Annotated in this window: 20 protein-coding genes; 11 read left to right on the top strand and 9 right to left on the bottom strand. The window is 46.9% G+C overall.

The window, feature by feature from the left end; translation table 11 throughout:
• Window positions 1–6: 6 nt before the first annotated feature.
• A complete protein-coding gene (locus MPF33_09050) occupies window positions 7–1,251 on the bottom strand; it encodes an NDP-sugar synthase (GenBank protein MCI2415369.1) in 1,245 nt (414 codons plus the stop codon).
• A gap of 34 nt (window positions 1,252–1,285) precedes the next feature.
• Here MPF33_09050 and MPF33_09045 point away from each other — a divergent pair, with 34 nt between their 5' ends.
• From MPF33_09045 to MPF33_08995, 11 genes are all read left to right on the top strand, one after another.
• Entirely contained in the window at window positions 1,286–2,632 is a 1,347-nt protein-coding gene (locus MPF33_09045; GenBank protein ID MCI2415368.1) for a glycoside hydrolase family 57 protein, read from the top strand.
• A complete protein-coding gene (locus tag MPF33_09040) occupies window positions 2,619–4,316 on the top strand; it encodes a glycosyltransferase (protein ID MCI2415367.1) in 1,698 nt (565 codons plus the stop codon). Before MPF33_09045 ends, MPF33_09040 begins: the two co-directional genes overlap by 14 nt.
• Before the next feature lies 1 nt (window position 4,317).
• Window positions 4,318–5,148, top strand: a complete 831-nt coding sequence (locus MPF33_09035; GenBank protein MCI2415366.1) for a hypothetical protein — start codon at window positions 4,318–4,320, stop codon at window positions 5,146–5,148.
• A gap of 42 nt (window positions 5,149–5,190) precedes the next feature.
• On the top strand, window positions 5,191–5,397 hold the full coding sequence (locus tag MPF33_09030) for a MoaD/ThiS family protein (GenBank protein MCI2415365.1): 207 nt from the start codon (window positions 5,191–5,193) through the stop codon (window positions 5,395–5,397).
• A gap of 1 nt (window position 5,398) precedes the next feature.
• Window positions 5,399–6,040 (top strand): hypothetical protein, encoded by a 642-nt coding sequence (locus tag MPF33_09025; GenBank protein ID MCI2415364.1) that lies wholly within the window; start codon window positions 5,399–5,401, stop codon window positions 6,038–6,040.
• Window positions 6,037–7,128, top strand: coding sequence for an FAD-binding oxidoreductase (locus tag MPF33_09020; protein MCI2415363.1), 1,092 nt, complete (start codon window positions 6,037–6,039; stop codon window positions 7,126–7,128). The genes MPF33_09025 and MPF33_09020 overlap by 4 nt, the downstream gene beginning before the upstream one ends.
• A gap of 44 nt (window positions 7,129–7,172) precedes the next feature.
• A complete protein-coding gene (locus MPF33_09015) occupies window positions 7,173–7,670 on the top strand; it encodes a DUF1955 domain-containing protein (protein ID MCI2415362.1) in 498 nt (165 codons plus the stop codon).
• Entirely contained in the window at window positions 7,671–9,017 is a 1,347-nt protein-coding gene (gene pyk / locus MPF33_09010; GenBank protein MCI2415361.1) for a pyruvate kinase, read from the top strand.
• Complete coding sequence (locus tag MPF33_09005; GenBank protein MCI2415360.1) at window positions 9,014–9,454, top strand: GNAT family N-acetyltransferase; 441 nt, start codon at window positions 9,014–9,016, stop codon at window positions 9,452–9,454. The genes pyk and MPF33_09005 overlap by 4 nt, the downstream gene beginning before the upstream one ends.
• A gap of 61 nt (window positions 9,455–9,515) precedes the next feature.
• Complete coding sequence (locus MPF33_09000) at window positions 9,516–9,857, top strand: transcriptional regulator (GenBank protein MCI2415359.1); 342 nt, start codon at window positions 9,516–9,518, stop codon at window positions 9,855–9,857.
• A 145-nt stretch (window positions 9,858–10,002) separates the two neighbouring features.
• Window positions 10,003–11,178 carry a mandelate racemase/muconate lactonizing enzyme family protein gene (locus MPF33_08995; GenBank protein ID MCI2415358.1) on the top strand — a complete coding sequence of 392 codons (1,176 nt, stop codon included), beginning with the start codon at window positions 10,003–10,005 and terminating at the stop codon, window positions 11,176–11,178.
• On the opposite strand, the gene MPF33_08990 is transcribed toward MPF33_08995, so the two are convergent.
• The 8 genes from MPF33_08990 to MPF33_08955 all read right to left on the bottom strand — a co-directional run bounded on the left by MPF33_08990 (window position 11,179) and on the right by MPF33_08955 (window position 17,506).
• Window positions 11,179–11,454: an ATP cone domain-containing protein gene (locus MPF33_08990; protein ID MCI2415357.1), complete on the bottom strand. Its 276-nt coding sequence runs from the start codon at window positions 11,452–11,454 to the stop codon at window positions 11,179–11,181. It abuts the gene before it with no gap.
• Window positions 11,455–11,464: 10 nt separating this feature from the next.
• Window positions 11,465–12,298: a twin-arginine translocase subunit TatC gene (gene tatC / locus MPF33_08985; protein ID MCI2415356.1), complete on the bottom strand. Its 834-nt coding sequence runs from the start codon at window positions 12,296–12,298 to the stop codon at window positions 11,465–11,467.
• The gene (locus MPF33_08980) at window positions 12,282–12,659 is read right to left on the bottom strand and encodes a translocase (GenBank protein MCI2415355.1); all 378 of its coding nucleotides are present in this window, start codon (window positions 12,657–12,659) and stop codon (window positions 12,282–12,284) included. The genes tatC and MPF33_08980 overlap by 17 nt, the downstream gene beginning before the upstream one ends.
• 45 nt (window positions 12,660–12,704) lie before the next feature.
• The gene (locus MPF33_08975) at window positions 12,705–13,019 is read right to left on the bottom strand and encodes a twin-arginine translocase TatA/TatE family subunit (GenBank protein ID MCI2415354.1); all 315 of its coding nucleotides are present in this window, start codon (window positions 13,017–13,019) and stop codon (window positions 12,705–12,707) included.
• Window positions 13,020–13,161: 142 nt separating this feature from the next.
• On the bottom strand, window positions 13,162–13,347 hold the full coding sequence (locus MPF33_08970) for a DNA-binding protein (protein ID MCI2415353.1): 186 nt from the start codon (window positions 13,345–13,347) through the stop codon (window positions 13,162–13,164).
• Between the two features lie 769 nt (window positions 13,348–14,116).
• Window positions 14,117–14,779, bottom strand: a complete 663-nt coding sequence (locus tag MPF33_08965; GenBank protein MCI2415352.1) for an HAD family phosphatase — start codon at window positions 14,777–14,779, stop codon at window positions 14,117–14,119.
• On the bottom strand, window positions 14,743–16,188 hold the full coding sequence (locus MPF33_08960) for a DUF790 family protein (GenBank protein MCI2415351.1): 1,446 nt from the start codon (window positions 16,186–16,188) through the stop codon (window positions 14,743–14,745). Before MPF33_08960 ends, MPF33_08965 begins: the two co-directional genes overlap by 37 nt.
• Window positions 16,175–17,506, bottom strand: coding sequence for a DEAD/DEAH box helicase (locus tag MPF33_08955; protein MCI2415350.1), 1,332 nt, complete (start codon window positions 17,504–17,506; stop codon window positions 16,175–16,177). Before MPF33_08955 ends, MPF33_08960 begins: the two co-directional genes overlap by 14 nt.
• Between the last annotated feature and the right edge of the window lie 218 nt (window positions 17,507–17,724).

Here is a 17,724-nt window from a genome sequence, read left to right as displayed (position 1 = left end):
TGTTACTTATGTTAAAATTGTGTCGTGGATCTTGCTACCGGCGTTTATAACCCTGTGCGGGTAAATCTTGGACCTAATGATCTCGCTTCCCTCTCCAATGGAGACGTCGTCCCCAATGACACTATCTATTATCTTCGAACCGCTCTTAATCTCTGCATGTCTGCCTATTATGGAATTTTGAATAACCACATTCCTACCTATGTATACCCTGTCCATTACAGCGCTCCTTATTATCTTCACGTTGTTCTCCACGATGGAGAAGTTGTCTATGGTGGAGTTCTGTATGAATATCTCGTTACCTATCTGGCAGTGGCGACCTATTAACGCGTTTCCCTGAATGTCCAGCCTGCCCTTCTTGTACTTGCTGATGATTATATTCCTCCTCCTAATGGAGTCTGGGCTAGAGCCTTGGACGAATATCCTCTTATCTTGGTCTATCCTCTTACCTCCTATCTCGTTGTCGGGCAAGGTCGCCAAGAGGGTCTCCATGGCGTCTAAGTACCTATCCGGAGTTCCGACGTCAAACCACACGTCCTCCATTTCGAAGCCGTAGACTGAGTACCCCTTCTCTATCAAGTACGGTATAACGTCTTTCCCGAAGTCCATCTTCCCCAGCTTCAGCATTTCCCTCATGTCGTCGTTTTCAAATACCTCTCGGATCTTTGGAGAGAGGACGTAAATGCCAGTGTTTATTAGGTTGGAGGGTGCCTCTTCTTTTTTGGGCTTCTCCACGAACCTCCTTATCCTCATGTCCCCAGCTACGTCTGCAACGCCGAAATCCTCCACGTTGTCCCACTTCTTCAGCGCTATGGTCATCATTGCTCCCTTGCTAAGGTGGAAGTTAATTAGCTTTTTGAGGTCTATCCTGAAGATGTTGTCCCCTTGTATCACCAAGGTTATGTCCTCGACCCTGTAGTACTCCATGTTTATCCTCAAGGAGTCTGCGTTACCTACGCTGTCTACCCTAGGTTGGTACTTGAAGTGCACCCTGGGCTTTATCTTATACCTAGCGGAGAACCCAATTCCCTCCTTGAACGTGTCGAACAACGACTTGTAGTTTATGTAGCCCCTGACGCCGAAGATGAACTCCTTTACTCCCTGTTTCGCCAACTCAAGTATGGGGAACTCTAGTAGGGGTCTATTCAATAGCCTTACTGTGGCCTTCGACGTCTCTATGGTAAGTGGCCTTAGCCTTGTAGCCTCTCCACCTATTGGGACTACAACTTTAATGTCCTCTGGTCTCCAATCCATGTAATTTTATTTATAATTAATCATATAAGAGTTTATGACACAGAGAATTGCCCTTGGATTTGAAGTACACCAGCCCTTCAGGGTGAGGAAGGACGCCTTTTGGAACCCCAGATTCACCGGAGACCCCACGGAAAAGTACTTTGACAGCAAGCTAAACAGGGAGATCTTCGAGAGGGTCAAGAAAAAGTGCTATATACCTGCTACCAACATCATCCTCGAGGAAATAGAGAACGGGGAGAACGAGGGTAAGGACGTAAAGTTCTTCTTCTCGATTTCTGGGACTTTTATCGAACAAGCGGAGAGGTGGGGAAAAGAGGTAATTGAACTGTTACAGCTCCTGGCGTCCACCAAAAAGGTGGAATTCCTTGCCCAGACCTACTATCATTCAGTCACGTCGCTTTGGAAGGACAAATACGAGTGGAAGGAGCAGGTCAAGGCTCACACTTCCTTGATAAGGGAATACTTTAAACAGGAACCTGTAGTCTTTGAGAACACAGAGCTATTGACGAGGAAGGACATAGTGCAAGAGGCGGAAAGGATGGGGTTCAAGGGATACGTGCTCGAGGGAAAGGAGACTACCTTAAACGGCAGGAGCCCAAACTTCGTGTACAGGCTAAAGGGCGGTAAGATATCCCTTTTGTTCAGGAACTTCAGGCTGAGCGACGACATAGCCTTTAGGTTCTCTAGCAGGAACTGGGACCAATACCCTTTAACTGCTGAGAAGTTTGCTACGTGGGTGAGGGACTCTCTAGGGGAAGTGGTTACAGTCTTTGTCGACTACGAGACCTTTGGAGAACACCACTGGCCCGAAAGCGGTATTCTAGACTTCCTAAGATGGTTGCCCAGGGAACTCAACAGGAGGGGGGTGAAAATGGTGATGCCCAGAGAAGTGCTCAACGACGTGTACGACGAGGTCGACATAACGTCTACTTCCTCGTGGGCGGACATAAACAAGGACGAGAGTTCTTGGTTAGGAAACTTGATGCAGTGGGCTTACGACGAGGCTGTGAGGAGGGCGGAAATGCCATCGAGGGAGCTGGGCGGGAACTACCTAAAGGCATGGAGGTATTTCACGACCAGCGACAACTACTACTACTTGTTCACTGGAGGAGGGGGCCCAGGGGAAGTCCACTCCTACTTTAGTTCGTACTCTTCTCCAGTTGACGCTTTCCTTAACGAGTTCTACGCCGTAAACTCGTTTCTCTTTGACGAACTGAAAGAGCTTAAGGTGAACAACGAACCTTTCTTCTTCGTTAAGGACGGCAAAAGGGTGGACGTAGCCTGGAACGTAAAGGAATTCTATGAAATAATTAAAAGGGACGAGAGCCTAAAGGATAGCGAGAAGTACTTGAAAGAGTGGCTTGGGCATGAAAAGGATTGAGTCCCTCTGGTTGCCGGAAAAGGTAGACAAAGTCTGGATGTTCTCCTTTGAGCTACAGGGAATAGCCTCTATGGGGGGTCTGGGCAACGCTGTCTTTAACTTGAGCAAGGCCCTAGTGCAGAGGGGCATAGACGTAACGGTCATTATGCCCAGTCATGGGAGGCACTTGAACGAGTACTACCGTCAGAGGCTGAAGCTACAGCCCCTGTCCTTAGTATCATACGGAGCCAGGAGAGGCGTGGATGGGAACTACTACGGCTACAGACTTGGCTTTGAAAAGGGAGAGATTGAAGGCGTCAAGGTGCTAATGGTGAAGGGGTTGGACTACGAGACCGGGAAACTCATGGACAGCTGGGGAGTATACGACTACGCCATGGAAAAGTCAGCCCTCATGACTAGGGCAATTGAGACCTACATTTCTCACCTCGGTTTCGAGGATGTGCCTTCCCTCATACACATAAACGATTGGCACTCGGTTCTCCCAGGGGTGAAGGCGAAGCTCTCCTTCGAGGAGAGGAGGATAGTAGTACCGGTAATGTACACCGTCCACTTGCTTAATAAGGTGGGGGCTCCGTGGCACTACGCGTCTGAGGACTGGGCTGGTCTCGAAAACTACGGCCACTACGTCTGGATGGTCTCCAGGCACGTCTTGTACAAGACTAGGGACTTGTGGGACAAGTGCGAGGGAAAGATAGAGAGGTTCGGGTGTTACGAGGCGGACACTATAGCGAGCGTTAGCAAGAACTACTTATCCTCGGAGGTGTTACCTTTTGTTAGTAGCTTCATGGAGAACAAGGGATGTGTAACTTACAACGGCACAGACTGGAAGGTAGAGGAAGTTGTAAACTACGCAATTTCGCTTTTTGGGGAGAGCGAGAGGCACAAGGCCAGGGAGAGGCTCTTTAAATACTTGACCAGCTTAAAGTCAGTCCCAGAGGACTTCTCCACAGGTTCGATGCTGTGGAACAACAGGAGGAGGATTGGGATAAACGACGACTGGACTTACGAGGGCCTAGGCCAAGGCCCCCTAGTCCTCTTCACCGGGAGGATAGTTTACCAGAAGGGAGTTGACATCCTACTTAGGGCTTTTAGGCAGGTAGTGGACGAGATACACAACGCGAGGTTGGTAGTCCTTGGGATACCTGCAGGGGACTACGGTCTCCTACAAGACCTCATAGACAGGGCCTCAGAGCTCAGGGACAACGTAAGGCTGATCTTAGGTAGGTTGGACTTCAACGTGTACAAGCTGTTCCATTATGCCTCATCCGTCTTCGCTGTCCCATCTAGGTGGGAGCCCTTTGGCATAAACGCAGTTGAGGCTATGTCTGTGGGGGCTCCTGTTGTCGCTACCTCGGTCGGGGGCCTCTCAGAGAGCGTCCAGGACGTGAGGTGGAGCACCGAGGGAACTGGCTTTTTGGTAGACGAGGGCAGTATAGACTACCTGGCCAGGGCCATAAAGGACTCTCTCTACCTCTCACTAGCCGAGGAGAACAACGACCCAGCCTACCTTACCGCAGTTAGGTTGGTCAAGGTAAACGACACAAAGTTCTGGTCTAAAGTGAGGCAGAACGCTATTAGAAGAGTTGACAGCCACTTTAGGTGGGACAAGGTAGCGGACGACGCGTTAAACTGCTACGAAAAAACCTTATTAATGGCTAAGTATAGGGCGATGTCTTATATGTAAAATGAAGGTCTGTGGTAACGGAGCTTCAGACGGGTTTAGGTTCTACATTGGTAAGGACTTCTTCCTCTTGGACAGAGGAATAGACGTGTTGATCAAAGCCAAGGGAGTGGAGGTAAGGAAGTCTCGAGATACTAACGTTGAAGCCTTAGGGAAGCTGACGGAGGCTGTGAGAAAGGGCTATAAGTACGCGTTCCTTGACGGGTACTTATTGACGTATAACTTTGGCTTCGGTTTCGGAGAGTTCAGGATTCTGAAGGTGGACTTAGAAGATGAGAACCTCTCAAGGCTCACACATGCACTCCTCGACGGTTCTCTCGAGGAAAGGGAGTACAACTTAGAACTCTCTAAGGTCGACTGGTCAAAGCTAAAGGGTTATACGGTAACGGTCGTGGACGAGTTCTCGCTTGTCAGCTCCGACGTCGACTGGAACGTCTTCAGTTACGAGGCCGGGGACCTCGTCAACTGCCTAGAGCTCGACGCCAAGGTCACAGGGGAGAAGGTAAGCGTAGGTTCCCTCAGTTTTCCTGTAAAGCCATACTCTGAGTTCGTCGACCTCTCCGCGTTCATAACGTTATTTAGCGTACTGAGAGGAGGATACAAGGGGGAGTTTGAGCTAGATAATGGAAAGGGCTACCTTTATCAACCTTTCTTGGCAGTCTCCATTAAGCACGTGGGCAAGACCAGGATATGCGGGAAGTTTAGATTAGAGGAACCAGCTTACTGCGCCTTTGGCGACGGAATCTCCCTTTACTCCTCAATCGAGCAGTCGTTAGAGAGGGCTATTAAGGACGTGGAAAGGTTAAGGGAAATAAGCGGTAAATTAAAAAGCTAGGGAACGATACCTTAGCTTAAAACGCCTTAAGAGTGAAATTTTATGAAGGTCAAGGTATTACTGGTAAGGGAGAAGAGGGAAGTTCTAGTAGACCTGCCGGAGAACTCGAGGGTGAAGGATCTAGTAAAAAGCCTTGGTTACAACGTCCAAGGAGTGGTTGTGCTGAGAAATGACGTCCCCATCGTGGAGGACGATTTCCTCAGGAACGGAGACGAGCTCAAGATTATATTAACGGCCTCAGGTGGGTGAGTTGTCGAGAATTAGGAAGATATTAGATGGGCTGAGAGATCCTGACGAGAAGGTTAGGCAAAGGTCTTGGGAAGAAGTGGAGAAGATAGCCGAATACGACATATCCTACTTGGCTAGGTACAAGCTGTACCTAAGATCCCTCCTCTGGCACAGGCTGAAGAGCGTTAGGGAGGACGCGTGGAAGCACTTAGCAGTGTATAAGTTGCTTTACATTGAGGGCCTTAAAAAGACGTTGTCAGCTAAATCTGACAAGGTGAAAATAGAGGCGTGGTCGCACTATTATGACCTGCTCAACCTGGAAATAGTGACTAAGGACGACTTGATAAAGGAGAGGGAGCACTTCTGGAAACTCCTCAAGAGCTACTATCCCACTATAAGGAAGAGGGCTTGGAACGTCTTTCCGGTCCTCGTCAAGGAGGGAGTGTTCCAGAAAGGTGACAGGGAGAGGTACATCTCTTTTATGAGGAGCCCAAAACCCAGCATCAGGATCAAGGCGTGGCAGAAGGCAGTAGTACTCGTAAATCTAGGATTTCTAACTAAAGAAGATATTTCAAATAATCTAAACTATATAAATGAACTTTTAACAAAGGAAAGTAATATAAAGAAAATGGCACAACGTATATTGAAGGTGCTAGGTGTTTGAAAGTTGCAGTGGTCGGAGGGGGAATTGTAGGTCTACTCACGTCCTATTTTCTCCAACAAGAAGGCGTTGACGTGACGCTCTTCGAAAAGGCTGAACTCGGAAGTTACTCGATTCACGCTGCAGGACTCATTGAACCCTACAGATTTGACAGGATAAACACCACTGGGATGATAGTGAAAATGCTGAACTACGTTGTCAAGAAGGACACGGTAATTAAGTCCGTTAACAGGGACTGGCTGTTTGCGCTCCTGAGGGAACTTAACGTGAAACCGCCACAAGAGGCGTGGGACACGGTAAGGGAAATGGCCAAGTTCTCCCTATCCTTCTACAAGGCCAAAAGTGAGGAGAAAAACGACTTTGACTACTACGAAGACGGCCTCTACGAGGCCCATTACGGGAAGAACAGCCTAGAGAGGGCAATAGAGGAAGAAAAGAGGAGCCCGTTCCACGCAAAGTTCGAGGTCGTCGAAATGGAGGGCTTCGCGGGGGCAATTTACTTTCCAGAGCTCTCAAGGCTTTCCACGGAGAAGTTCGTAGAGAGGATAACAAGGGAACTAAACAAGGCGAAGGTAGTAAAAAGGGAAGTTAACTCGCTGGAGGAGCTCAAGGAGTTCGATTCCGTTGTGCTGGCAACTGGCGTGTGGACAACCAAGTTCCTCAAGATTCCTTTGACAGCGTTCAAGGGGTATGGTTACAGGGTTAAAGGGACCTCCAGGTTTAAGAATGCCGTAGTCATAGCAGACGAGGGAGTAGCAATATCACCCCTTTCTGACCACGTTAAAATAACTGGGGGATTCGACGCAGACTTCTCCTACGACTCCACCAGAGCTCAGATGTTCCTAGAGAAGGCAAAGAGGATAGTCGACGTTGATTACGTCTACGACTTGAACATGGGATTTAGGCCTTGCTCGCCAGACGGGTTCCCCATCATAGGTAAAAGGGGAAAAGTTGTTGTAGCCACAGGGGCGTGCAGGTTAGGGTGGAGCTACGCCCCAGCTATGGGTAAAAAGGCAACAGATCTAGTATTAGGAAGGGAAAATTCCTTAGGGTTTATATCGAGGCTAGTGGACTTTAGCGGTTCAAACTAATTTTGATGAAATGTATTTAATCTGGGGAGTGGATAATGATATTAATGGCGAGCGAAACTAGGCAGTTATTTAAGAGCCTCACTTACGCTAAGGAATTAATAATAAACGGTCACGTGAAGGAAGGTATCGAGGTAATAGAAAAGGCCGTTAATTCAAGCAACATAAAGGAGGCGAACTGGGTCATATGCAACATAATAGACGCTGCCAATTGCAACGCTGTCGTAAGCGTGCTGGACTCGATTGGTAAGATATTCGACATTTCCGCATGTGGCAACGTAAAGAGGGTAATAAAGTGCTACGACTCGGCAAAGAAGGACAGCGAGTTCGTGGATATAGCCATCAACGCACTTATAGCCAGGGGGAAGAAGGACCAGCTAGACAAGCTCCTCCCAGAGCTTACCTACGGAAAGATACTGCTAAAGTTGTCTCAAGTCTACGCGAGGTTCGAGGAGAAGAAGGCAAAGGAGCTAATGAAGAAGGCGTGCGAGCAGGGAGAGAGGGAGGCTTGTGAAAATATAAATCAAGTTTCCACATATTCTTAAATGCGGAAGACGAAAATTGTCGCAACCCTTGGGCCCTCTAGCGAGGGAAAAGTAAAGGAGCTCTCCAAATACGTTAACGTTTTTAGGATAAATTTCGCCCACGGAGACGAGGAGAGCCGCAGGAAGTACTTTGACCTAATCCACGACTACGCAAAGGACTCCTCTATTTTGGTTGACCTCCCTGGTCCAAAGATCCGGGTAGGCCAGATTGAGGGAAGGATTGAGGTAAAGCCCGGAGAGAAGGTAACTTTTTCGCAGAATAAAGGTATACCGGTAGAGGATCCACTGTTTTACCGGGGGGTCAAGCCGGGTACCCTCGTTCTCATAGCTGACGGAAACGTCAAGGTGAAGGTGACCTCGGTAGAGAGGGACAAGGTTGAGGGAGTAGTTCTAGAAGGTGGTATAATAACTTCGAAGAAGGGCATAAATGTCCCAGACATCTCACTGTCAGAGGGAATTACCAGTAGGGACCTAGAACTGCTGAAGGAGGCGTTGAACCTGGGTGCCGACTACGTTGGCCTTTCCTTTGTGATAAGCCACGCAGATGTACAGAAGGCCAGGGACTTAGCTGGAGGAGACACTTGGATAATTGCGAAAATAGAGAAGAAAAACGCCCTTGCAGACTTGAGGGAGATAGTAAAGGCCAGTGACGGAATAATGGTGGCAAGAGGGGACCTAGGTGTAGAAATAGGGCTGGAGAACTTGCCCTTTATCCAGAGGAAGATAGTGAGGACGTCCAAACTCTACGGAAAGCCGGTAATACTGGCAACACAAGTACTGGAGTCGATGGTTACCAATCCAATCCCTACTAGGGCTGAGGTAATAGACGTGTCTAACTCCGTCTATCAAGGAGTAGACTCCATAATGCTGAGCGACGAGACGGCCATAGGTAACTACCCATTGGAGGCGGTGAAGTACCTCCACGACATTATTGTCTCAGTGGAGAAAAGGGTCAAGGTCACTAGGCCGTCGCCCTTGAGTAGTAGCGACGACGCTATTGCCTTTGCAGCTATTAACGTGGCAGAGCTATCCAAGGCTAAAGTTATTGCAGTCCACAGCAGGAGCGGAATATCCGTGATAAGGATATCAAGACTGAGGCCAAAGAGCGTGATCCTTGGGCTTTGCCCTAACCAGAAGCTTGTAAGGCGCTTGAGGCTCTGTTGGGGCGTCCTTCCAGTACACGTAAGGGAGGCAAAGGGCCTAGACGAAGTAACCCAGCTTGCGGAGGAGTGCTCTAGGGACTACGTAAACGAGGGTGATGAAATAGTAGTGGTTGGCGGAGACCCCAAGTTAGAGGAGGGAAGGACTAACTTCATAAAGCTTCACGTCATAGGGAAGCAAAAGTGATCTCCAAGTTAAGAATATCCAAAGCTACTCCAGACGACGTGGAGGAGGTATACAAGCTCTATAACTCCCTCAGTCCAGACGACCTCTACATGAGGTTTTTCTCGTTTAGGAAGGTCTCGAAAGAGGAGGTAAAGGAGTTAATAATCAAGAGGGCCCTAGTCATGCTCATTGCAAGGCTAGACGGTGAAGTGGTGGGGGAGATATCCCTTTACGACGACGGAGAGTTTTCGCTGGTGGTATCCCCAGCGTATAGACGAAATGGGATAGGGACCAAACTAGTAGAGAGCATAATAAAGGAAGCAAAGAGGCTAAAAATGGAGAAAGTAAAGTTCTACACGCTCCCGGACAACATACCCATGATCAAAATAGGGAAAAGATTGGGTTTTTATCTTAAGTTTAGCGAGGATGAGGTATTTGGTTTAAAACTGTTGGTATAACTAAAGTTTTAGTTTTATCTAAAATAATCTTTAATACTGTTAATGCTAAGTAATTTTAACCTTGAAGAAAGTTATTGCACCTTGTGAAGTGGTAAGTAGAAGTGTAATCCCAGCGATAAAGGCAATGATAGTTATAGAGCTCTATAGGAGGAAAGTGCCACAGACACAAATAGCCTCCTTCCTGGGTATAACCACTGCAGAGGTAAACTATTACATAAAAGGGAAGAGGGGAAACTCGGACTTGATATTTAAACTTCAACAGGACGAGGAGTTCGTTGAGGCCGTGAGGATTACGGCCGAGAAGATAGTCAAAGAGGACGAGGTAATAAACCTCTGTCCCCTTTGCAGCTTGGCGAGGAAAAAGACGCTTAAGGACGGAAACAGTTGCCCCTTCGACTGGTGATTTTCAGAGTTTGCACCTCTGATCACTTCTCACTAGCCTGAAAGCTCATCATCCATTATGTCTTTCCTTTCAGGGTATTTAGCTTTAAATCACGTCTCTAAGGCAAGCTCTGAAGGTTTATATTGGTACCGTTAAAAATAGTAATATGAAAATCTCAGAGATCGAGCCCATAGTTGTAACACACAAGGAAAAGGGGAGCGCCACTTGGGCCTCAACTTCGATTATAGTAAAGGTAGTCACTACAAAGGGAGAGGTTGGCTTTGGAGAAGCAGTTCCGACGCTTAGAGTTTTACCGGTCTACAGCGCAGTAAGGCAAGTCAGTAAGGCATTCGTGGGAAAAGAGGTAGAAGATGTGGAGAGGAATTACGAAGAGTGGTACAAGCAGGACTTCTACTACTCGAGGTCCTTTGAGTCAGTAACGGCGTTTAGCGCAATTGACATAGCATCGTGGGACATCATGGGTAAAGAGCTGGGAGCTCCCATTTACAAACTCCTCGGCGGGAAGGTAAGAGAAAGGATTCCTATATACGCCAACGGCTGGTATTTGGATTGCGTCTCCCCACAGGACTTCGCTGAAAAGGCAAAGGAAGTAGTCAAGATGGGTTACAGCTCCATGAAGTTCGACCCGTTTGGCAGGTACTACAACTGGATTGACTTTAAGGGGCTGAGGGACGCAGAGGAGAGGGTCAAGTCTGTCAGAGAGGCAATAGGGAAGGAGAGGGAGATTATGATAGAGCACCACGGCAGATTTAACGCCGACTCAGCAATCATGATAGCGAAGGCCCTTGAAAAGTACAGGCCGTTATTCATGGAGGAACCAGTGCACCACGAGGACGTGGAAGGGTTAAAGAGATATCGCTCAGCTACCTCATCTAGGGTGGCGCTGGGCGAAAGGTTGTTGAGCTTAAAGGAGACAGCGTTTTACGTGAGAGAGAGGCTAGTAGACGTCCTACAGCCTGATATAACTAACATTGGGGGCGTAACTATTGCGAGGAAGGTTATCGCTTTGGCGGAGGCCTTTGACGTGGAAGTAGCGTACCACAACGCTTTTGGGCCAATACAGTATGCCGTTACCGTACAGCTAAGCGCAGCAACTCCTACCCTACTGCTAATGGAGTCATTTTACGACTGGTTCCCCCAGTGGAAGAGGGATCTCATCTACAACTCAATAACGGTAGGCAACGGACATGTTTCCGTCTCTGACGCTCCCGGAATTGGGGTTAAGGTTAACGAGAAACTACTCGAGGAACTCAAGGTAGAGCCAAAGGAGTTGGAGGTACAAGAGGAGCCCGTATGGGTAGTGAAGGGGACGTGGAAGTAATTAGAGCTCTTTCTCGGTTTCCCTCCTTTTAGCTACTCTATCGTAGACTATCCAGTTTCTAAACCACTCCTCGTTCTCCTTCTTAAGGAGGCTAAGGATCATGGAGGCAAGTTCCTTTGTCGTTACTTCTTTCCTGTCCTCATCGTAGAGCTTACCTATGACAATTATTGCTATTTTCCTCGAGACTGAGATGGGGGCCCCGGTCTTCAGGACGCTGACCACTATTTTCTCGTATATTAGATCTTCCTCGCTCCCATCTCTTTTAATAACTTTCATGATTTAAGTGTTAACTCACCCGATTAATATTTTGATTTCTCCTCCTCTCCACCGCTTTAGATACCCCTACTCCTATAAAGAACAGCGTCGACAGTATGACGCCTATGGTCGTCTCAATAATTCCGCCTGTAGTGCCAGGGGAAATCATCCATGCTATTATGAAAGATCCCATAACCCCCCATCTCCAGTTCCTTTGCCATGTCTCAGCTTTAACTAGTCCAACGTAGGTGAGGGAGATCATTACAAGGGGGAACTCAAAGGCCAGTCCTGTGGCTAGCATAAGGGTGACCAAAGTACTGATAAAGGATTTGAGTCCTAAGGTTGGTTCAACTCCTAGTGACTGGGTGAATATAACGATGAACTTCATCATAAAGGGTATGATAATGAAGTAAGCGAAACTGGACCCTGCGAGAAAGAGCACGAACGAAGGGAGCACGAAGTTCTTTATCGCCTTTTTCTCGTTCTCGTAAAGCCCAGGGGCGATAAAGCCCCAAAGCTCGTAGAATATTACAGGGATGGACACGAGGAGAGCGAAGAAAAAGGAGATGTATGCGGAAGCGTAGATCGTATCAAACGGGTTAATGTTAATCAGCTCTAGACCCTTAGGTAGTTCGTGATGTATAAAGAATACAATGAGCCTAGAGGAGATACTGTGGAAGAGGTTAGGGTAGATGACAGGTAACGTAAAACCGTAGACTTTTACGAAAGTGAAGTCAAAAGCAAACAGGACGACAAAGATAACAGCGAGAACGATTAGTGCCCTTCTTAGCCTAAGAGCGAGCTCTCTTAGATGATCAAGCAGGGGCCTCTCTTGGTCCTTTATTTGTTCAGTTCTTGTTACCATTTTGCTTCAACCTTTCTAACTCCATCTGTAATCTCTTGATTTCGTCCTCTATCTGCTTTATCTTGTCTTCTTGCTTATTACCGTTGCTGGGGAGCGTCGTTATAGGCTGAGGAGAGATCTTGTTAATCCTCCTGTACGTTGGTGTGACGTCAGTTACCACACTCTTCTTTGTCTCCTCTACTACGTCTCCTAGTCCGTTGATTTCTCTAGCTAGCTCTTGCCTGAACTGCTCCTGTGTCCTCTTCAATTGGTTCAAGGTCTTCCCAATGTTTTTCACAGTGCCGCTTATGTCCTTTTGGCCTGACAGAAGCAGTATACCTACAACAAGGATAATTAGAAAGTCTGAGATGTTGTCTATCATAGCAAACCCCAAAAATTTTTGACTTTATGAAAACAAAAAGGGATGTTACGACGTAGAACCGTTCTTCTTTAATTGCTCGAGCTTGCTCTGTAGATCCTTTATCTGTTTCTCTAGCTCTTCAGGAGATACGTGGCTCTGTGATGATGCACTGCTTGGAATCACTTGAGGCTGTTGCGTTACTTGGGTAGTTTGTTGCATCTGATTTAGCTCCATTTCAGCTTCAATCCTACCCTTCTTAAATTCGCCGACAGCTCTACCCATGTTCCTAAATAGCTCGGGTATTTTAGAGGCTCCGAAAAACAATACAGCTGCTACAATCAACAAAACTATTATATTCGAAGGGTTAAGATCGCCAATCATTGTCTCACTTTTTCCTAACTACCAATTGGCGGGTAAGTTTATAAAGATTGTTATCATGGAAACAAAAAAGAAAAAACTTTAACACGGTTTAATTGTAATAAAAGAAAGAAATGCATAAATAAAAAGAAGAAAGAATATTTATTTATTTGCCTAGCTTCTCCAACAGCTCCTTTGGAGCGTCCTTCTCGCTTACTGCTCCCCTTCCGGTCTTGCCGTTGTCGTCATAGGTGAAGGATATCATCTTCCCTACTCTCCAGACCTTCTTTATCTTGGAGATCTCTACTTCCTTCTCCTCTCCCTTGTACTTGAACTTTACTTTGGCAGCCATTTTAGGTCAAGATTATAGTTAACTTTAAGGGTTATAAACCTTACGTTAACAACTCAAGTACTACTTATGATACTAACTGTAGAATATGTTGAGACTTTAATATGACATTGTCTAAAGACAAAGCTTCAAGGGATTCACGGTAATAGTATTACTACAGTAGAAAACAGGAGTAGCGATTAGATTAAAGGGTCCTAGACGAAAGCTTTAGGCTTATGCTTAGCGCATTAAGGATTTTAGGCAGGTACTAAAATTGGCCTGGCGATGAAAGACTCGTGACTGGACGTTGAGTTAGTTTCCTTTTCGATGTTAAGTGCTAGCCCCATATCCGTAAATCCAGCTGAGAACCTTTTTACCTCTCAATATGGGGGCACTTTGTGAGAAAACTTACCTAGCGTTTTGATTAGGAAATCAAAGTGTTACCTTTTCTAAGTAATAAAAATTTTCCATGTCCGTTAAACTGCAAAACAAATGATAGATTATGTTAAAACTCATTTTATTCTTAGTCTATGAAAAGTGCAAAAGTATAAAAACTATTTATCTAATTTACGTAAAGAGAAAATAGGTTTTTGGTATTATCCTGAAAACTAACATAAATGGATAAGCACATAGCTAGTATTGACCAAAAAATGTTCAAAAATGCATTCAAGGCAAAGAACTTCCGCCTTGAATTAACAAATCTGCGGAGGGTCAAACACGGGCCATGAAATAGTTTACGAAAGAACTACCAATATGGGGTGAACTACAGGAGATTAAGAAGTTGAGAGGGTGGTCAAGATGTATTAACTAAGTCCCTTAACTTGCATAAAGTTTGTATGATTTTTGCCCCATACTTTACACCTTCTTCTCTGTTTATGTTTAACTCGCTTACAACAAGAAATATTCGTTCTATGTTAGCCTTGTAGTAAGCTATTACGTCTTGCAATGTATCGCCTACTCCAAAGACCTCCTTAGGACTTAGATTCATGGCTTTTAGTGCCTTAATGACGGGTTCGGGGTCTGGCTTTCCCCTTTCAACATCATCCCCTGCTACGATGAGGTCGGGCTTAAAGTTAAGGACGCTTAAGGAAAGTTGGGCTGACGATCTTATTGACGAAGTCACTACTGCAATCTTTACTCCTCTTTTTCTTAGCTCCCAGAGTATCTCCTCTGCACAGCAAGTGGGGCTAGCCAATCTCTTTACTAACTCCCTGTAATGGTTGTTCTTTTTCTCGTAGAGTTCCATGTACCTCTCGTTTGCTAGGATTTTAGCTATTTCTAAGGTTCTCATTCCCATTAGCATGTCAAGGTTTACTTCCCTCTCTATGCCCATCTCCTTTAGGGCTAGCTCCCACGCGGTTTTGTGAGCTACAGCAGTGGAGACCAAAGTCCCGTCTAAATCAAAGATAGCTCCTTTGATCATCTCTGCACTATAGCATCTGTAATGTTGAGCCATTTAAGCCTATAGCCGAGGTACTCTAGGACTTCCACTATGTAGCTCCCGTACTCGCTTATAAGATCGCTGAGCCTCCTGCCCTGGAAGTCCTCCGTTTTTAGCTTCTCTAGTAGTTCGTTTTTAACGTAGTAGTTTCTGAGGAGCGTGTACCCAATGACGGGCTTGGCGTTTTTCCTCACCACATACAACGGTACGTTTAACGACTTTGAGATCTCCTCTAGGGACACCACGTCCTTGTCCAAGGTAAAGGTCACGTTGTAGTTGGCGTTCTTCCTCTCGTATTCCTTGAGCCACTTATAGACCTCTGCGACGTTCACCTTTCCCTTGAACTTAATGACCTCAAAGCCGTTAAAGTCCTCCTTGCCCAACTCGGAATTGAGGAGAACTAATATGGGGACTTTCACCTCTCTCAACTTCTCTAGCTTCTCTCTCACGTAGTTCTTGGTCCAAAAGCCCACTATCTCTATATAGACCTCCAAGTTGCCCTTTGTCGCAGAGAAGTCCGGTATGAAGAGTCTGTCCTTGACGACCAGGGCAGATGGCTCCCTCCTGAGCTTCCAGTCCCTTATTGACGACACGAAGTCCTTGAAGAACTTCTCCTCTAGTGAGCTGTCGAACTCGCTCTCGTACAACGCGGTGTTTGAATCTATTAAGGGGAAGTCGGAGACTTCCATTGCGTACACTCTCTTTTTCCTCTTTCCCAGCACTACCTCGGCGCTTATTTTCCAGTCCTTTGACGCCACAATGTAAGGCAAGAGCACGGCCATGTTCCTCCCGTACTTCTCGGTTAGCTTTAGGAGCGTCGCTGGTCCGACGACCTCTATCCTCACTGGGTCGCTATAGGCTGTGTACATTAGGCCCAGGAGCTTTATTCTCCTGGCTATTTCCTTCCAGTTGTCCTGGACCTCAACCGTAAGCTTATAACACCTAAACATGAGCGTCTGCAGTAGGGAGAGGTTGTACTCCTTGATTAGCTGGATTGGGGAGGTCTGTTGCACCGAGGACACTACCTTTTCGCTGTCTAGGTCAGCGTACAAGTTTTCCTCAGCGTTGACGCCTAGTTTCTGGGAGACCTCCCTTAGTATTTTCTCCCTTTCCTCCTTCGTTAACGCAGGGCCCCTGGAGAACGCATCCCTCCTAATCAGCACGGGTTCGACGTTGGACTTGCCGGAAAGCGCGACCTTCCTAGCCATGAGTTTAAAGAGTCCCCTGACTAGCTTTATCTCGTTTGAGTTCCCCGAGTAGGCCTTCTCCAGCATTTTTTCCTCTTCCTGGATCTCTCCGAACTTCTTGCCTACTGTAAACAGTCCTATTACTTCCTCTGCGACGTCCTTATCCTCCTCCGTAGCGAAGAGGGGAAACACCTTGTCTCCAACTACCTTAAACCTTCCTAGTTCATACGGGAGCACGGGACCTCCTCTTGCTCAAGTTGTAGTCAGAAGTGCCCTTGGTCACTATCTCAAATAAGGTAGCTCTTTTGTTTCCACTCTTCCTGAGTATTCTTCCCAACCTCTGTATGAATTGCCTTGAAGTCCCGTACCCTCCTAGCACCACTGCCATGTCGGCGTCTGGTATGTCCACTCCCTCGTCGAAGACGTTAGACACGGCTATTACCCTATACTTGTTCTCCTTGAACTTTCTCATGATCTCTTCCCTTTCGTCCTTAGGCGTAACATAGGTCACTGCAGGTATGAGGAACTCCCTCGAGACGGCGTAACACATCTCCACGTCCCTGGTAAACACTATGATCTTCTTGTCTGGATTTTCCTTTAGTATTTCCCTCAACTTCTCTATCTTTGCCCTGGAGTTCACAGCTAGCCTCAAAGCCTCGTGCCACGCCAGGAGGGCCTCCCTTGCTTCCTTGGACTTCGCGCTCATATAGAGGAGCCTGTGAAATGCCCTCAGACTGTCTAGTTTCATCTTTTTCTCCTCTAGGAACTTCTTCAGCTTTTTCCTCAGCTCCTTGTACCTCTCCTTTTCATCCTCCGTGAGTTCCACGTACACTTTCTTTATCTCGTAGGGGGCAATGTACTTCCCCACGAGGTCTTTAGGCGCTAACCTAAACACAACGGGACCGACCAGTCTGGGTAGCTCCACGTGCCTCCCGTCCTCTCTCTCCACGGTAGCCGAGAGCCCCATCCTGTAAGGAGAGGCCATTAGTTCGGCTATCTGCGAGTACCCTTCTGAGGGGAGGTGATGTACCTCGTCAAAGACTACGAAGTAGAACTTGTTTCCTAGTTCCTCAGCTCTAGTGTAGGCTGAGTCGTAAGTTATCACCGTTATCCCCTTTAACTCGTCGTATCCCCCTCCTATCCTTCCTGGCTCTGTACCCAAAAAGGTCAGGATCTTCTCGTACCACTGGTCTATTAACTCAAGGGTTGGTACCACAACTAACGTGGATACCTTCAGCTTTGTCATGGCCTTTATGGCAATGGCAGTCTTCCCTCCTCCGGTAGGTATTACTATAACTCCGCGCTTAGTCTTCAGCCACGCGCCCAAAGCCCTCTCTTGGTATTCCCTCAGTGTTAGTTTGTCCTCGACGAAGGGAAAAGGCAAGGGGTCCATGACAGAGTCCTCTACTTCAACGTTTCCCTCCCTGAAGAAGTTGAGCACTTCCCTGTACTTATAGGCAAGGGAAACATATGCGTCGAACTTCTCATTCCACTTTAATCCAGGGGCGTAGTGGTCAGACAGCAGAAGTCCCTTGTAGTATCTTAAAGTTACCACAGAATAAGTAACGGCAACTGGGAATAAAAACGTAAATCAAACTGACCTACTCCCCGCCATGCGAGGGTTCTGCCTAGGTCTAAGGCGTTACTCCCCTTTATGGGAGTTACTCCGTGATGTGAAGAGAAAAGAAAAAGGCTTCTTCAACGCGTTAACAATCTTCTTCACTCCAAGTTTTACAATGTTTAACGCTCCGTTGACGTCGCTGTGAAGCTTAT

The organism is Candidatus Aramenus sp. CH1 (assembly GCA_022678445.1).
Taxonomy (GTDB): Archaea; Thermoproteota; Thermoprotei_A; order Sulfolobales; family Sulfolobaceae; genus Aramenus.
The sequence above is the reverse complement of the archived record's forward strand: the minus strand, read 5'-3'. Positions and strand labels throughout refer to the sequence as shown.

What these genes read in the sequence shown, in the direction of transcription:
- MPF33_09050 (MCI2415369.1), bottom strand. Translation starts at nt 1,251, where the DNA reads ATGGATTGGAGACCAGAGGACATTAAAGTTGTAGTCCCAATAGGTGGA.
- MPF33_09045 (MCI2415368.1), top strand. Translation starts at nt 1,286, where the DNA reads ATGACACAGAGAATTGCCCTTGGATTTGAAGTACACCAGCCCTTCAGG.
- MPF33_09040 (MCI2415367.1), top strand. Translation starts at nt 2,619, where the DNA reads ATGAAAAGGATTGAGTCCCTCTGGTTGCCGGAAAAGGTAGACAAAGTC.
- MPF33_09035 (MCI2415366.1), top strand. Translation starts at nt 4,318, where the DNA reads ATGAAGGTCTGTGGTAACGGAGCTTCAGACGGGTTTAGGTTCTACATT.
- MPF33_09030 (MCI2415365.1), top strand. Translation starts at nt 5,191, where the DNA reads ATGAAGGTCAAGGTATTACTGGTAAGGGAGAAGAGGGAAGTTCTAGTA.
- MPF33_09015 (MCI2415362.1), top strand. Translation starts at nt 7,173, where the DNA reads ATGGCGAGCGAAACTAGGCAGTTATTTAAGAGCCTCACTTACGCTAAG.
- pyk (MCI2415361.1), top strand. Translation starts at nt 7,671, where the DNA reads ATGCGGAAGACGAAAATTGTCGCAACCCTTGGGCCCTCTAGCGAGGGA.
- MPF33_08995 (MCI2415358.1), top strand. Translation starts at nt 10,003, where the DNA reads ATGAAAATCTCAGAGATCGAGCCCATAGTTGTAACACACAAGGAAAAG.
- MPF33_08990 (MCI2415357.1), bottom strand. Translation starts at nt 11,454, where the DNA reads ATGAAAGTTATTAAAAGAGATGGGAGCGAGGAAGATCTAATATACGAG.
- tatC (MCI2415356.1), bottom strand. Translation starts at nt 12,298, where the DNA reads ATGGTAACAAGAACTGAACAAATAAAGGACCAAGAGAGGCCCCTGCTT.
- MPF33_08980 (MCI2415355.1), bottom strand. Translation starts at nt 12,659, where the DNA reads ATGATAGACAACATCTCAGACTTTCTAATTATCCTTGTTGTAGGTATA.
- MPF33_08975 (MCI2415354.1), bottom strand. Translation starts at nt 13,019, where the DNA reads ATGATTGGCGATCTTAACCCTTCGAATATAATAGTTTTGTTGATTGTA.
- MPF33_08970 (MCI2415353.1), bottom strand. Translation starts at nt 13,347, where the DNA reads ATGGCTGCCAAAGTAAAGTTCAAGTACAAGGGAGAGGAGAAGGAAGTA.
- MPF33_08965 (MCI2415352.1), bottom strand. Translation starts at nt 14,779, where the DNA reads ATGGCTCAACATTACAGATGCTATAGTGCAGAGATGATCAAAGGAGCT.